14 protein-coding genes are annotated in these 12,845 nt (G+C 72.6%); 10 read left to right on the forward strand and 4 right to left on the reverse strand.

The features are described from left to right. From BU52_RS16570 to BU52_RS16580, 3 genes are all read left to right on the forward strand, one after another. Positions 1–1,125: ABC transporter ATP-binding protein (locus tag BU52_RS16570; RefSeq protein WP_037934756.1), on the forward strand; the 1,125-nt coding region annotated here is incomplete at its 5' end. Between the two features lie 245 nt (positions 1,126–1,370). Then, entirely contained in the window at positions 1,371–1,841 is a 471-nt protein-coding gene (locus tag BU52_RS16575; protein ID WP_037934758.1) for a DUF5709 domain-containing protein, read from the forward strand. 51 nt (positions 1,842–1,892) lie between these two features. Then, complete coding sequence (locus tag BU52_RS16580) at positions 1,893–2,147, forward strand: type B 50S ribosomal protein L31 (RefSeq protein WP_037934761.1); 255 nt, start codon at positions 1,893–1,895, stop codon at positions 2,145–2,147. Positions 2,148–2,167: 20 nt separating this feature from the next. On the opposite strand, the gene BU52_RS16585 is transcribed toward BU52_RS16580, so the two are convergent. Next, positions 2,168–2,962, reverse strand: a complete 795-nt coding sequence (locus tag BU52_RS16585) for a metal-dependent hydrolase (protein ID WP_037934763.1) — start codon at positions 2,960–2,962, stop codon at positions 2,168–2,170. 115 nt (positions 2,963–3,077) lie between these two features. Here BU52_RS16585 and BU52_RS16590 point away from each other — a divergent pair, with 115 nt between their 5' ends. Both BU52_RS16590 and BU52_RS16595 read left to right on the forward strand, forming a co-directional pair. Then, positions 3,078–5,621: a DEAD/DEAH box helicase gene (locus BU52_RS16590; protein ID WP_078903296.1), complete on the forward strand. Its 2,544-nt coding sequence runs from the start codon at positions 3,078–3,080 to the stop codon at positions 5,619–5,621. Between the two features lie 19 nt (positions 5,622–5,640). Beyond that, on the forward strand, positions 5,641–6,507 hold the full coding sequence (locus BU52_RS16595; protein WP_037934767.1) for an acyl-CoA thioesterase: 867 nt from the start codon (positions 5,641–5,643) through the stop codon (positions 6,505–6,507). A 502-nt stretch (positions 6,508–7,009) separates the two neighbouring features. Here BU52_RS16595 and BU52_RS16605 read toward each other — a convergent pair. Further along, positions 7,010–7,417: a roadblock/LC7 domain-containing protein gene (locus BU52_RS16605; RefSeq protein ID WP_037934774.1), complete on the reverse strand. Its 408-nt coding sequence runs from the start codon at positions 7,415–7,417 to the stop codon at positions 7,010–7,012. A gap of 119 nt (positions 7,418–7,536) precedes the next feature. Here BU52_RS16605 and BU52_RS16610 point away from each other — a divergent pair, with 119 nt between their 5' ends. Continuing rightward, positions 7,537–7,965, forward strand: coding sequence for a PPOX class F420-dependent oxidoreductase (locus BU52_RS16610; protein WP_037934777.1), 429 nt, complete (start codon positions 7,537–7,539; stop codon positions 7,963–7,965). A gap of 138 nt (positions 7,966–8,103) precedes the next feature. Further along, on the forward strand, positions 8,104–8,703 hold the full coding sequence (locus tag BU52_RS16615; RefSeq protein WP_037935178.1) for a class I SAM-dependent methyltransferase: 600 nt from the start codon (positions 8,104–8,106) through the stop codon (positions 8,701–8,703). A 21-nt stretch (positions 8,704–8,724) separates the two neighbouring features. Here the strand turns inward: BU52_RS16615 and BU52_RS16620 are convergent, their stop codons facing one another. Next, a complete protein-coding gene (locus tag BU52_RS16620; protein ID WP_037934779.1) occupies positions 8,725–9,606 on the reverse strand; it encodes an oxygenase MpaB family protein in 882 nt (293 codons plus the stop codon). A gap of 97 nt (positions 9,607–9,703) precedes the next feature. Between BU52_RS16620 and BU52_RS16625 the strand changes: the two genes are divergently transcribed. From BU52_RS16625 to BU52_RS16635, 3 genes are all read left to right on the forward strand, one after another. Continuing rightward, a complete protein-coding gene (locus BU52_RS16625; protein ID WP_037934782.1) occupies positions 9,704–10,000 on the forward strand; it encodes a hypothetical protein in 297 nt (98 codons plus the stop codon). Between the two features lie 136 nt (positions 10,001–10,136). Then, complete coding sequence (locus tag BU52_RS16630) at positions 10,137–11,036, forward strand: hypothetical protein (RefSeq protein WP_037934785.1); 900 nt, start codon at positions 10,137–10,139, stop codon at positions 11,034–11,036. A gap of 183 nt (positions 11,037–11,219) precedes the next feature. Further along, on the forward strand, positions 11,220–12,602 hold the full coding sequence (locus BU52_RS16635; protein ID WP_037934788.1) for a tannase/feruloyl esterase family alpha/beta hydrolase: 1,383 nt from the start codon (positions 11,220–11,222) through the stop codon (positions 12,600–12,602). Between the two features lie 7 nt (positions 12,603–12,609). Here the strand turns inward: BU52_RS16635 and BU52_RS16640 are convergent, their stop codons facing one another. Continuing rightward, positions 12,610–12,792: a hypothetical protein gene (locus tag BU52_RS16640; protein ID WP_037934791.1), complete on the reverse strand. Its 183-nt coding sequence runs from the start codon at positions 12,790–12,792 to the stop codon at positions 12,610–12,612. Positions 12,793–12,845 lie beyond the last annotated feature (53 nt).

The raw sequence follows: 12,845 nt of genomic DNA on the forward strand, positions 1-12,845 counted from the left end.
GCCGCCGCACTGGCGGAGACCGTGGACGCGGGGCGGACCGTGGAGGCGCACCGCCTCGGCCCGCGGCGCGTCGCACTGACCGACCGGCGGGTCGGGGAGTGGACGGCCTGGGAGCGCTACACCCTCTGGCTGCGGTCGGTGCTCTTCCCCGTCGTCAACATCACCCATGTGACCGTTCTCGGCTCGGTGCTGATGATCGGCGGGGTGTTCGTCCTGCGAGGCTGGATCGGCGTCGGCCAGCTGACCACCGGCGCGCTGATCGCACAGATGCTCGTCGACCCCGTGGGGCTGATCCTGCGGTGGTACGACGAGCTGCAGGTGGCGCAGGTGTCGCTGGCCCGGCTCGTCGGGGTCCGGGACATCGAGCCGGACGCCGGGGACGCCGGTCTGGTCCCCGAGGGACGCCGGGTGCACGCGGACCGGGTGCGCTTCGGCTACCGGGAGGGCGTGGACGTCCTGCGCGAGGTGTCCCTGCGGGTCGCCCCCGGGACCAGGCTGGCGCTGGTCGGCCCCTCGGGCGCCGGCAAGTCCACGCTGGGCCGGCTGCTCGCCGGGATCTACGCCCCCCGGGACGGACGGGTCACTCTCGGCGACGCCGAGCTGTCGCGCATGACCGCCGAACAGGTCCGGGCCCATGTGGCCCTGGTCAACCAGGAGCACCACGTCTTCGTGGGCTCCCTGCGCGACAATCTGCGGCTCGCCCGCACCGGCGCCGGGGACGCCGAGCTGTGGGCGGCGCTCGGTGCGGTGGACGCGGACGGCTGGGCCCGTGCGCTGGACGAGGGGCTCGACACCGAGGTCGGCTCGGGCGGGTTCGCGCTCACCCCGGCCCAGGCCCAGCAGATCGCGCTGGCCCGGCTGGTGCTGGCCGATCCGCACACGCTGGTCCTGGACGAGGCGACCTCGCTGCTCGACCCGCGCGCGGCACGTCACCTGGAGCGCTCCCTCGCCCGCGTCCTGGACGGGCGGACGGTGGTCGCCATCGCCCACCGTCTGCACACCGCCCACGACGCGGACGTCATCGCCGTCGTGGAGGACGGCCGCATCAGCGAGCTGGGCAGCCACGACGAGCTGGTCGCGGCGGACGGCGCGTACGCGGCCCTGTGGCGGTCCTGGCACGGGTGACCGCGCCGTCGCACGGCGTGCGCCCGTCATCGGCGTCGGGCCGCGCGGCGGGCACGGGCGCGCGCCGCCCGCGCGGGGCGTGGCGTTGCGCGGTGGGGAGCTCCGGTGGAAGGCTGGAGTCAGGCACCGGCTCGGGGAACACCCGGATCCTGCCGGACCGGGGAGCGGGTGGCCAGTGCCCCGTGCGGCCGGCCCGGAGCGGGCCGCGGCGGGAACGGGCCCGTCCCCACCCTCTGGAGGTACCCGTGAACAGCGCCGACGGTTGGGGAGACGACGTCTACCAGCCCGACGCGTCCGAGATCCAGGACGACGCCGGACTGCTCGACGCCGAGGACACCCTGGAGAACGACGGCGTCGCCGACCCCCTCGACCGGGGCTGGTCCCCTCCGGAGCGGCCCTGGGCCGTGGAGCACTACGGCGTGACGGCGGCAGAGCGCCACGAGGGCGAGACGCTGGACCAGCGGCTCTCCGAGGAGATCCCGGATCCCGCCGCCTCCGACGGCGACGGGCTCGGGGATTCCTCGGGCACCGACGGGGAACTCCTGGACAACGAGGTCGGCGCCACACGCTCCGGCCGGCTCGTGGCCCCGGACGAAGGGGCGCACGAGGACGAGGAGGAGGCACTGGTCGCCACGGACGTCGGCATCGACGGCGCGGCCGCCTCCGCCGAGGAGGCCGCCATGCACGTCGTCGACGAGGACACCCTGCCCGGCTGACCCCGCCGCTCCCCCGCCGCAGCGCGGTCCCGAGTCGCACGAGGAGCACTCATGCAGCAGGACAAGCACCCCGACTACCGCCCGGTGGTCTTCCGCGACCGTGCCGCCGGATACGCCTTCCTCACCCGGTCCACCGCGACCAGCGAGCAGACCATCGAGTGGGACGACGGCGAGACCTACCCGGTGGTGGACGTGGAGATCTCCTCGGAGAGCCACCCGTTCTACACGGGCAAGGCCCGGACGGTGGACACGGAGGGCCGGGTCGCCCGCTTCGAGCGCCGGTACGGCGGTGAGGGCACCGGCTGAGTCCCGCGGGGACGGGACCGTCAGATCACGTTGAGCGCCGCCGCGCAGCCCACCCCGCCCAGCAGCATGAAGGCGGGCATCAGTACCTTCAGCTCCACCCAGCTGCCCGCCCGGAACCGCATGAACCGGGGCGGACCGATCGGGTACCAGCGCTTGCGGCCCACCGGTATGGGCCACAGGATCGGGCAGCCGGAGACGGTCAGCGCGTCCCCGATGTCGTGCACCAGTGCCCCCAGCACGATCGGCAGCCCCAGCCACAGGTACTCCTGGCCGGGCGCGGTGAACAGCCAGTCGGAGCCGTTGCCGGGCTTGTCCAGGACGTCCGCGATGATCCAGGCGGTGGCCGCCGCCAGCAGCCACACCAGGACGTCGCTGCTGGAGCCGCGGGTCGCCCGCCACAGCAGGCCCTCGATGGCGAGCACCATGTGCACGAAGAGGATGGCCAGTACCGCCCAGCGGCCGCCGTTGACCGCCAGGGCCGCGGTGCCACCGCCGATCAGGACGGCCCACAGCCAGGTGTGCGTGAGCGTGCGGTGCCCGCCGGAGCGGCGCGGGTCGCCCTGCTTCTTGGTGGCCTTGTAGACGGCGTAGGAGAGTTTGTCGACGACCTCGCACAACCAGCGGGACAGCGGCCCGAAGGACCGCGAGATGGTGGCCGCCTTGTGGTCCAGGTCCGGGGCGAGTGCGGCGCCCGCGCAGATCAGGGCACCGGCCAGGAGCACCGGCCAGGGCATCGGACGTCCGGCGGCGGCCACGGCCGCACCGACCCCGAGCCAGGCCGCGGCGCCCGACAGTGAGTGTGCTGGTCCCATCATCCCCGTTGCCCGCCCCATTCCTCTTTCGCCGCCGGACGGTTGACCGGCGGCGTCGGCACTCCGCCGGCGACACAGCGTAGCGGTCGTGATCTTCGGGCCCGTAGCCGATTCCCGCATCGGACCGGCGGGCAGGCAAGATGGGGATGTGACCCTCATCGATCAGCTGCCGCCGACCGCCGACCCCGACGCCCTGTACGAAGCCTTCGAGTCGTGGGCCCGGGAGCGCGGTCTCACGCTCTACCCCCACCAGGAGGAGGCGCTGATCGAGGTGGTCTCCGGCGCGAACGTGATCGTGTCGACGCCCACCGGGTCCGGCAAAAGCATGATCGCGGCGGGCGCCCACTTCGCCGCACTCGCACGCGACGAGGTCACCTTCTACACCGCGCCCATCAAGGCGCTGGTGTCCGAGAAGTTCTTCGAGCTGTGCAAGATCTTCGGCACGGAGAACGTGGGCATGCTCACCGGTGACGCGTCGGTCAACGCGGACGCCCCGGTCATCTGCTGCACCGCCGAGGTACTGGCGTCGATCGCGCTGCGCGACGGCCGGAACGCCGACGTGGGCCAGGTCGTGATGGACGAGTTCCACTTCTACGCGGAGCCGGACCGGGGCTGGGCCTGGCAGATCCCCCTGCTGGAGCTGCCGCAGGCGCAGTTCGTGCTGATGTCGGCGACGCTCGGCGACGTCTCCTTCTTCGAGAAGGACCTGACCCGCCGCACGGACCGCCCCACCGCGGTGGTCCGCTCGGCGACCCGGCCGGTGCCGCTGTCGTACGAGTACCGGTACACGCCGCTCACCGAGACGCTCACCGATCTGCTGGCGGCGCGGCAGGCTCCGGTCTACATCGTGCACTTCACGCAGGCGCAGGCGGTGGAGCGGGCGCAGGCGCTGATGAGCATCAACATGTGCACGCGCGAGGAGAAGGACCGGATCGCCGAACTCATCGGCAACTTCCGGTTCACCACCAAGTTCGGCCGCAATCTGTCCCGTTACGTCCGGCACGGCATCGGAGTGCACCACGCAGGCATGCTGCCCAAGTACCGGCGGCTGGTGGAGAAGCTCGCGCAGGCGGGTCTGCTGAAGGTCATCTGCGGCACGGACACGCTCGGTGTGGGTGTCAACGTCCCCATTCGCACGGTGTTGTTCACGGCGCTGACCAAGTACGACGGCAGCCGTGTACGTACCCTCCGGGCCCGCGAGTTCCACCAGATCGCGGGCCGCGCCGGACGCGCCGGCTTCGACACCGAGGGCTTCGTGGTGGCCCAGGCCCCCGAGCACGTGATCGAGAACGAGAAGGCGCTGGCGAAGGCAGGCGACGATCCGAAGAAGCGCCGCAAGGTCGTGCGCAAGAAGGCGCCCGAGGGTTTCGTCGCCTGGAGCGAGCAGACCTTCGACAAGCTCATCGTCTCCGAGCCGGAGCCGCTGACCTCGCGCTTCCGGGTCACGCACACGATGCTGCTGTCGGTGATCGCCCGGCCCGGCAACGCCTTCGAGGCGATGCGCCGGATGCTGGAGGACAACCACGAGCCGCGCAAGCAGCAGCTGCGGCACATCAGGCGGGCGATCGCCATCTACCGATCGCTGCTGGACGGCGGCATCGTCGAGAAGCTCGACCGGCCGGACGCGGAGGGTCGCGTCGTGCGCCTCACCGTGGATCTGCAGCAGGACTTCGCGCTGAACCAGCCGCTGTCCACGTTCGCGCTGGCCGCGTTCGAACTGCTGGATCCCGAGTCGCCGTCGTACGCGCTGGACATGGTGTCCGTGGTGGAGTCCACCCTGGACGATCCGCGCCAGATCCTCGCCGCCCAGCAGAACAAGGCACGCGGCGAGGCGGTCGCCGCCATGAAGGCCGACGGGGTGGAGTACGAGGAGCGCATGGAGCGCCTCCAGGACGTCACCTACCCGAAGCCGCTGGAGGAACTCCTCTTCCACGCGTACAACACGTACCGCAAGAGCCATCCCTGGGTCGGTGACCATCCGCTGTCGCCGAAGTCCGTGGTCCGGGACATGTACGAGCGGGCGCTGTCCTTCACGGAGCTGGTGTCCCACTACGAACTGGCCCGCACCGAGGGCATCGTGCTGCGCTACCTCGCCGGCGCCTACAAGGCGCTGGAGCACACCGTGCCCGACGACCTGAAGTCGGAGGACCTGGAGGATCTGATCGCCTGGCTGGGCGAGATGGTGCGTCAGGTCGACTCGAGCCTGCTGGACGAGTGGGAGCAGCTGGCGAATCCGGAGGAGATGACCGCCGAGGAGGCCCAGGAGAAGGCCGACCAGGTCAAGCCCGTCACCGCCAACGCGCGTGCCTTCCGCGTCCTGGTCCGCAACGCCATGTTCCGCCGGGTCGAGCTCGCCGCCCTGGACCAGATGGCGGAACTGGGCGAACTGGACGCCGAGTCGGGCTGGGACGCCGGCGCCTGGGGCGAGGCCATGGACGCGTACTGGGACGAGTACGAGGAGCTGGGCACCGGCCCCGACGCCCGCGGACCGAAGCTGCTGCTGATCGAGGAGGAGCCGGAGAACGCCCTGTGGCGGGTGAGGCAGATCTTCGACGACCCGAGCGGCGACCACGACTGGGGCATCAGCGCCGAGGTGGACCTCACCGCCTCCGACGCGGAGGGCCGTGCTGTCGTCCGCGTCACCGATGTCGGCCAGTTGTGAGCACAGGAGAAGCCCACCCATGACGAACCCGGCCGAGAGCCTTGTCGCCCTGCTCGACCTGGAACAGATCGAGGTCAACATCTTCCGTGGCCGCAGCCCGCAGGAGTCGCTGCAGCGGGTCTTCGGCGGCCAGGTGGCCGGCCAGGCCCTGGTCGCGGCCGGCCGCACCACGGAGGGCGACCGTCCGGTGCACTCGCTGCACGCGTACTTCCTGCGTCCCGGGCGGCCCGGGGTGCCGATCGTGTACCAGGTCGAACGGGTGCGGGACGGCAGGTCGTTCACCACCCGCCGGGTCACCGCGGTGCAGCAGGGCCGCACGATCTTCAATCTCACCGCCTCCTTCCACAAGCCGGAACCGGGGGGTTTCGAGCACCAGCTGCCGCCGGCCCGCGAGGTCCCGGATCCGGAGTCGCTGCCGACGGTCACCGACGAAATCCGTGAGCATCTGGGCACGCTGCCGGAGCAGTTGGAGCGCATGGCGCGCCGGCAGCCCTTCGACATCCGCTACGTGGACCGGCTGCGCTGGGCGCCGGAGGACGTCCGGGGCGCCGAGCCGCGCAGCGCGGTGTGGATGCGTGCGGTCGGCCCGCTCGGTGACGACCCGCTGGTGCACACCTGCGCCCTGACCTACGCCAGTGACATGACCCTCCTGGACGCCGTGCGGATCCCGGTGGAGCCGCTGTGGGGCCCGCGCGGCTTCGACATGGCGTCGCTGGACCACGCCATGTGGTTCCACCGCCCCTTCCGGGCGGACGAGTGGTTCCTGTACGACCAGGAGTCGCCGATCGCCACGGGTGGACGGGGTCTGGCCCGTGGGCGGATCTACGACCTCCAGGGGCGGATGCTGGTGTCCGTCGTGCAGGAGGGGCTGTTCCGGGCGGTGTAGGTCACCGGCCTCAGCGGCGCCGGCGGCCCAGCAGGCCACGGCGGGCCCCACGGGCCGGTTCCGCGGCGCGGCGCGTCCGCGGGACCGGCCGAGGGCGGCGGGGCGCCGGCCGGTGATCCCGTGCCTGTTGTGTCAGCCGGGTCAGGTCGGCCTGCAACCAGGCGATCTCGTCGGGTCCTTGGCCGTCATGAGGTCCTGTGCGAGGTGGGCCGCCGGTGAGCCGGGGCGCCGTGGGCGGGCGGCGGCCCGCGGAAGCCGTCGAGGTGTGACCGGCACAGTTCCCGCGCCGCACGGCCCGTCGTGACCCAGCTGTCACGGTCCCCCGAGGTCCGCTCGGCGGTCACGGTCACGTCGTGCGTACGGGTGTGGTGTCCGGGCATGCTCGTCTCCCCCGTGAAGTGTCGGCGGCCGGCGCCGGATGCGCCGCTTCGTAAAGGTAGCCACTCGATCACCCTGCGTGACAAGTCTGTGGAAAACTCCCGGGCGAGGGACGAACGACAGGTCAGAGGTCGGTACCGGGTTCCGGCCGGCGGGTGTCCACGTCCAGATGCTCGCCGACCCGGTTGACCAGCAGCGTCATCTCGTAGCCGATCTGGCCGATGTCGGCCTCGGCACCGCTGAGCACGCAGAGACAGCTTCCGGTGCCCGCCGCGGTGACGAAGAGCACCGCGTCGTCGAACTCGACCATCGTCTGGCGCACCCCGCCCGCGCCGAAGTGCCGTCCCGACCCCTTGGCGAGGCTGTGCAGGCCGGACGACACGGCGGCCAGGTGCTCCGCGTCCTCCCGGCGCAGCCCCGTGCTCGCGCCCGTCACCAGCCCGTCGTTGGACAGGACGAGCGCGTGCCGTACGTGTTCGACGCGTTGGGTCAGGTCGTCCAGTAGCCAGTCGAGTCCCTGGTTCTGCCCCATGTCGTCCCTCTCCCCCTGCTCTTCCCCGTGGTCTGCCCCGTGTGCCGTCCCCTCCCCGCGGGAGGGTCCCCGCGCCAGCCTTCCCCACGACGGGGCCCCGGGCAAGGAGGATGGAGGCCATGGGACACAAGATGACCGAGGAAGAGTGGCGGGAGTTCGTCTCGTCCGGAACCCGCACCGCCAAGCTCGCCACCGTCCGTGCCGACGGCAGCCCGCACGTGGCGCCGGTCTGGTTCCTGGCCGACGGGAACGAGGTGGTCTTCACCACCGGCGCGCGGACCGTGAAGGGCCGCAACGTGGCCCGCGACGGGCGGGTCGCCCTGTGCGTGGACGACGACCGTCCGCCGTTCGGCTTCGTGGTGCTGCACGGCCGGGCGCGGCTCTCGGAGGACGCCGAGCAGCTCCGGCACTGGGCCACCCGGATCGGCGCACGGTACATGGGCGAGGAACGCGCCGAGGAGTTCGGGGCGCGCAACGCGGTGCCCGGCGAACTCCTTGTCCGTGTCACGGTCGAGAGGGTCGTGGCGGAGGCGGACGTCGCGGACTGACACCCGGCCGGAAGGGGCCGGGATCCGGTGCGGCGGTGCGCCGGGGCGGCCCTGCGACGCGCGGACGTGCGCGCGTCGGTGCCGTCCGTCCCGGTGTGGGTCCTGCCGTCACTCCCGCCGTGCGGAATCATGCGGAGCATGAGCGACGACCACACACACGTCCAGGAGTTCTTCACCGCGCGCGCCGCGGACTGGGACCGCCGCTTCCCCGACGACGGCCCGGCGTACGCGGCCGCGGTCGCCGAACTCGGCCTGCGGGAGGGCGGCCGGGTCCTCGACGCGGGCTGCGGCACCGGGCGGGCGCTGCCCGCGCTGCGCGCGGCCGTGGGGTCCTCGGGCGTGGTGCTCGGCGCGGATCTCACCCCGGCCATGCTGCGGGAGGCGGCGCGGGCCGGGCGGGACCGCGACGGAGTGCTGCTGCTGACCGACGTGGCCGCGCTGCCGCTGCGTTCCTCCTCGCTGGACGCCGTGTTCGCGGCCGGGCTGATCGCGCACCTGCCCGACCCGGCCGGCGACCTCCGGGAGATCGCGCGGGTGGTGCGGCCCGGCGGTGTGCTGGCGCTGTTCCACCCGATCGGCCGGGCGGCACTCGCCGCGCGCCAGGGCCGCGCGATCACACCGGACGACCTCCGCGCCGAACCGAACCTGCGCGCCTTGCTGACGCGTTCGGGCTGGCGCATGACGTCGTACGCCGACGAGGACGACCGGTTCCTGGCGCTGGCCGTCCGCGCGGACTGAGCTCCCGGGCGTGCGCCGGGATCAGTCCGGGTGGCGTACCGGGCAGCCCCGCAGTCCCGGCACGGGGCTGGTCCCCAGGTCCGCCAGCCGGTAGCCGTCCGGGTAGCTCTTGATCTGCCGGTTCTGCCGGGCGAAGTGCGGGGCCCGGCGGGGCGGCAGCAGCCGGACGGCACGGCCCCGCAGCCGTACCGCGCGGCGCACCCACGCGCGGGTGGCCTCGCTGGGCGGGGGGTAGCGGAAGGCACGCAGGAGGGGTTCGTCGAGCAGGGCGAGCGTGGTGGTGCGCAGCAGGGGGGCGAGCGGGCGCGGGTACCAGGAGGTCATGAGGTCGAGGGTGGCGTCCGAGACCCGCCGGGCCTCCTCGTCCCAGCCGAAGTGAGCCTCCTCGTAGGCGTCCATGCGGCTTTCGAACTCCTCGTAGGTCCGGGGGACGTCCTTGATGCCCATGTACCGGCCGAGGGTTCGGTAGTGGACGGCACTGGCGACGATCTCGTGCCGCGAGAGCCTGCGCCATCCGTAGGCGTCGATCCACCTCCTGGGCATCACCACGAACGTGCACAGGACGTACCGCATGTCGTCGTCGGGAATGTCGTAGGCGTGGTGCATCCGGTTGATGCGGCGGATCGCGGTCCGGCCCCGCGTGCTGCCGAACCCGTGCTCGACGACGGCGTCCAGGAGCAGCGAGGTGTCGTCGTAGCGTTTCTGGGGCCGGTCGGTGAGTTCCGCCGTCGCGGCGAGCAGGCGGCCGATGCCGGGCACGGCGTAGGTGCGGTAGAGGGCCAGTTCCAGGGACCGGGTGAAGTCCCAGGGGAACTCGTACGCCACGCTGAGCCGGTGGATCTCCGTTGCCTCCCGGTAGGGGTCCATCCGCCGGATCCGTTCCAGCCGTTCGTAGCGTCGCACCGTGCCGCCCCCTTCTGCCGCCGACGCCGCAACTCTACGTTGGGCAGCGGGGGACGCACGGTCGGTGAGGGCAATCGGGCAGGGGAAGGTGAGCCGCGTGTGGCGATGGGTTCGTGAGATCGGGAGCAGAGCGCTCGGCGGCCTGCGGCCGGAGGAGCCGGCCAGGCGGGCGGAACGTCCGCACAACCTGTTCGAAGCCGCCGCGGCCTATGTCTCGGCCTGCGCGGAGGACGATCAGGAACGGATCGACGAGGCGGCCGGCTGGGTGTCGCCGGAAGCGCTGTCGTTCGGGGTGAACGAGCTGGCGTGCCGTGCGGTCGTCGCGCTCGCGCGGGAGCGGGACGAGTCCCCGGGGACGGTCGCGCGGGCGCTGCTGGGGCTCCCGGCCGCCTGAGACGCCCGCCGGTGCGTGGTCGATTCGCCCCGTCCGGCCGGAAACCTGCAGCTCCGGACGCGGCTGCGGGTCGTGACAAGGGGCTCGGGGTCGGCATAGGGTGCGCGCCGATGGACGAACCGATGGGGAGGCTGGGATGGCCGGGACGGACGAGGAAGCCGTCGCCGCCGTGGACGACGCGCTCTATGTGCTGACGGCGGCGCTGCTGACGCCCGCGAAGTTCCCGAGCGTGCTGGGCGACGACTATCCGGAGGCGTGCGCGGCACTCGGCCTTCCGCCCGTGGCCGACGGGTACGGGCTGGTACTCGGCCAGGACGGCTCAGGCGCCCGGTGGACCGTGGTCGTCGACGACGTCTCCCTGGTCGCCGTCGCGATCGCGTCCTGGGACTGCGGCATGGAGCACGACCTGTCGCCGGACGAGCGCACGGTCGTCACCGCGCTGCCCGGCTGGCCCCTGGCGGTGGCCGTGGCGGCGCCGAACGTGCCCGCGCCCCACGATCCCGGCCCCGACGTCGCGGACGGGCCCGCGCTGACGCCGCCGGATGCCGACGTCTGGGGGCCGGCCCAGCGCCGGCTGGGTGCCGACGAGATCGCGCTGCAGTGGGCCGTCTGGCGGGAACAGGTCGACGACACGGCGTTCCAGGTGCCGGGCGGCGCCTCGGCGGAGGCAGCCGGAGGCGCCGACGGCTCCACGGAGGACGGCCGGAAGGGCGTCGGCCCCGACCGGACGGACCGGAACGGCGACGGCCGGGACGTGCCGTCGGGCGGTCACAGCGGGATCCGGCGGGTCCTGGCGGAGGCACGCGCCTACGTCGACTCGCCGCCGCCGCTCGGCCGGGTCCGCTCGTCCTTCGCGCCGGGTGGCGCGCGCACGCTGCGCGCCGACGGGCCCGGCTGGTCCCTGGTGGCCAGGACCGACGACATCGCCTTCGTCCTGCTCGACGAGGAACCCGGCGAGGTCCTCCCGGTGGGCCGGGGGCCGGAGCTGCCGGGTCTGCTCGAAGCGCTCGACCAGATGGCCGTACGACCGCTCTGAGCAGGCGCGGCCTTCCGCGGTGGCCTGGGTGAGGGACGTTAGCGTGTGCTGCGACCCCACGTGCGGGCGCCGTTCCGTATGGCGCCAACCCATCGATGACGGCAAGGTCGGGCCCTCACCATGGGGCAGTTCTGTGATCAGCTCTCTGCCCGATGTCCGCTGCCCGTCCTTTCGGAGGCCGTCATGCGCCCCTCCCGTGGCGTTCCCTTGCTCGCCGCCGTCCTCGCCGTCGCCACCCTCTCCGCTCCGACTCCGGCCGGTGCGGCCGGGGACGCCCACTGCGCACGCCAGGATCGGGTGCGGGTGCCCGGCGCGGCGCATCAGCGCAGTGCCTGTCTCGCCGACCTGACCACCACGGGGCTGGCCGGCACCCCGTACACCGACATGGCCGACCAGGCCGGACTGACCGCGGCGGCCACCCGGTCGCCGTCCGGTGTGCCGGGGGTGCAGATCGACGGCTACTTCCCCGACTCCTCCCGGTTCAACGACACCCATGGCTGGGCCCACGACGCGCAGTTCGTGATCCGGCTGCCCGACCGCTGGAACGGCGGGCTGGTCGTCACCGGCGCGCCCGGCACCCGCAAGCAGTACGCGACCGACAAGGCGATCTCCGACCAGGTGCTGGCGCAGGGATACGCCTACGCGGCGACCGACAAGGGCAACAACGGTGTCGACTTCTACCGCGACGGGAAGCGGCCCGGTGACGCCGTCGCCGAGTGGAACGCGCGGACCACGCAGCTCACCCGGGCCGCCCGGCGCGCGGTGGCCCAGCGCTACGGGCACGCCCCGCGCCGCACGTACATGACCGGGGTCTCCAACGGCGGTTATCTGACGCGCTGGCAGTTGGAGAACCACCCGGAGCTCTACGACGGAGGGGTGGACTGGGAGGGCACCCTGTGGGCCGGCGAGGGCCGCCATCCGCTGCACTCCCTGCCCGTGGCAGTGGCCAGGTCGTACGGCGCGGCAACCGACGAGGACATGTACGCGGCGGGCTTCGCACGCGGGTCCGAGTTCCTGTGGCCCTACCACGAGAGGGCCTACTGGGGAGTCACCCAGAAGATCTACCGCGCGGAGTTCGACCCGGCCTACGACCCCGACTGCCCGGGTCCCTCCGCGGGATCGACGGTGGAGCGGATCCTGGCGCCGTGCCCCTCCGACGCCGCCTACGACTACGCCTCCCGTCCGGCGTCCGTGCACCGTGCCGTGGACCGGGTGGCGCTCACCGGGCGGATCGGCCGGCCGATGATCACCCTGCACGGCGATCTGGACGCGCTGCTGCCCAAGGCCGTCGACTCCGACGTGTACGCCGCGATGATCGAGTCGAACGGGCGTGGGCGCCTGCACCGCTACTACACGGTGCAGGACGGCACGCACGTCGACGGCCTGTACGACACCCATCCGGACCGGCTGCGGCCGATCCTGCCCTGCTACCGCTCGGCGTTCGACGCTCTGGTCGCCTGGGTGGAGCGCGGGGTCACGCCGCCCGCGGACCGGACCATCGGCAGGCCCGCGGACGGCGACGTGGTCGGCTCCTGCGCCCTGGGGGACGGCGGAGGGAGGCGGTAGCGCCGCCTCAGCGGCCCAGCTCCTTGCGCGAGACGCGGCGCAGCCTGCGCCGCTGTGCGGGGTCCAGGGCGAGGTACGCGGCGGCCGGGACTCCCAGGATTATCAGAAGGGCGGCCCACCAGGGCAGCCAGATGAGCAGGATGAGTCCGGCCGCCACACCTCCCGCGGCGATCTTGGCGTTGTTCGACATGAGTGTCGCCTCCTTCGCGGCCACTGCCGCTCTCTGTTGTGAGAACGGGCCCG

It is taken from the genome of Streptomyces toyocaensis, from assembly GCF_000725125.1.
Classification (GTDB): domain Bacteria; phylum Actinomycetota; class Actinomycetes; order Streptomycetales; family Streptomycetaceae; genus Streptomyces; species Streptomyces toyocaensis.

Coding starts and splice junctions, on each gene's coding strand:
- BU52_RS16580 (WP_037934761.1), top strand. CDS start 1,893: ATGCAGCAGGACAAGCACCCCGACTACCGCCCGGTGGTCTTCCGCGAC.
- BU52_RS16585 (WP_037934763.1), bottom strand. CDS start 2,962: ATGATGGGACCAGCACACTCACTGTCGGGCGCCGCGGCCTGGCTCGGG.
- BU52_RS16595 (WP_037934767.1), top strand. CDS start 5,641: ATGACGAACCCGGCCGAGAGCCTTGTCGCCCTGCTCGACCTGGAACAG.
- BU52_RS16605 (WP_037934774.1), bottom strand. CDS start 7,417: ATGGGGCAGAACCAGGGACTCGACTGGCTACTGGACGACCTGACCCAA.
- BU52_RS16610 (WP_037934777.1), top strand. CDS start 7,537: ATGGGACACAAGATGACCGAGGAAGAGTGGCGGGAGTTCGTCTCGTCC.
- BU52_RS16615 (WP_037935178.1), top strand. CDS start 8,104: ATGAGCGACGACCACACACACGTCCAGGAGTTCTTCACCGCGCGCGCC.
- BU52_RS16630 (WP_037934785.1), top strand. CDS start 10,137: ATGGCCGGGACGGACGAGGAAGCCGTCGCCGCCGTGGACGACGCGCTC.
- BU52_RS16635 (WP_037934788.1), top strand. CDS start 11,220: ATGCGCCCCTCCCGTGGCGTTCCCTTGCTCGCCGCCGTCCTCGCCGTC.
- BU52_RS16640 (WP_037934791.1), bottom strand. CDS start 12,792: ATGTCGAACAACGCCAAGATCGCCGCGGGAGGTGTGGCGGCCGGACTC.